The 1,195-nt window shown below is 34.1% G+C and carries 1 pseudogene; it reads right to left on the bottom strand.

The annotated features are described in order from the left end of the window. Positions 1–7: 7 nt before the first annotated feature. A pseudogene (locus QUB30_RS33695) lies at positions 8–1,130 on the bottom strand (IS630 family transposase). Positions 1,131–1,195 lie beyond the last annotated feature (65 nt).

Raw genomic sequence — 1,195 nt, 5'->3', positions numbered from 1 at the left:
TAAGCTGCTACGCAGCTAAACCGGATAAAATAGCATTGCCTTTATTTTTGATTTTTCGATCCCATTTAATAACCATTTCTCCTTCATTTAATAATCTATGTAGTAATTCTGACAATTCTTCTACTGACTTAAACAGTCGATGTGCTATATATTCTTTCGCTGAATGCCAGACCAATTCAATCAAATTATAATCGGGGCTGTAAGGTGGCAAAAATTCTCAAATAATATGAGGCATTTCGGCTGATATTTGGCTCAGAATATCTTTCTTTTTGTGAAAACTAGCATTGTCTAAAATAATTACAATCTTCATTCCCGATTCGGCAAATTCTTCAGCTTGATTTCCCAGTTCTCTCCATTCTTGAACTATCGAATCATTTAAGGCATTAATTTGCTCGTAAAAGGTATTCGAGTCTCCTCTTTTTATCACAAAATTTAACCTTTTTTTGTCATGATATCTCAACCCACCCATGATATTCACTCTACCTCTTTTCCTTTGACCTGTGATTTTTTTTCGGCTGCCTTTTTTACCCCAATTTTTTCTTCTTATCACTCGTAAACTGAATCCACTCTCGTCCCAAAACCATACCTGTAAAAGCTCTGGGGTTTCTTTCGTTATTCTTAAATACTCAGATAGCTTCTGTTTAAATACTTCTCTTTCAATTGGATCTTGTTTGTCCTCTAAACTATATTTAGCCCAAATATAAACGTATTTTTTTTTTATGTAGTATTCTGGATATTTGGGAACCACTCAATTTAATTCCTGTGACTTTTTCTAAATAGGTTGCTAGTCTGGCTGCCGTCCATCTCCCAAATTCATATCCATATTCTGCCGGTTCTTTATCGATTGTATCTATCAATATTTTTTCATACTCTGGAGTGACTTTGCGAAAATTTCCTGAGCTTCTTTTATCTAAAAAACTATCCAAATTATCTGGGTCGCCATGCACTGACCAATAAGCTACTGTTGTGTAAGCAATCTCCATAAATTCACTAATTTCTCGATAGGTTTTTCCGTCATTTACTAGCAACAAAATTAGAATTTTTTCCCTCACGTAATTATCCTCATACTCTTTTAGTAGTTTAACGAGTCTCTGTTTTTGATTTTGAGATAGATGGTTTTTGGCTGGCATACATTCTAACTAATGAGCGCTTATTTTATATTTATATTATACAATCTAGCTGCGTATCAGCTTAC

It is taken from the genome of Microcoleus sp. BROC3, from assembly GCF_036702515.1.
Lineage (GTDB): Bacteria > Cyanobacteriota > Cyanobacteriia > Cyanobacteriales > Microcoleaceae > Microcoleus.
The sequence above is the reverse complement of the archived record's forward strand: the minus strand, read 5'-3'. Positions and strand labels throughout refer to the sequence as shown.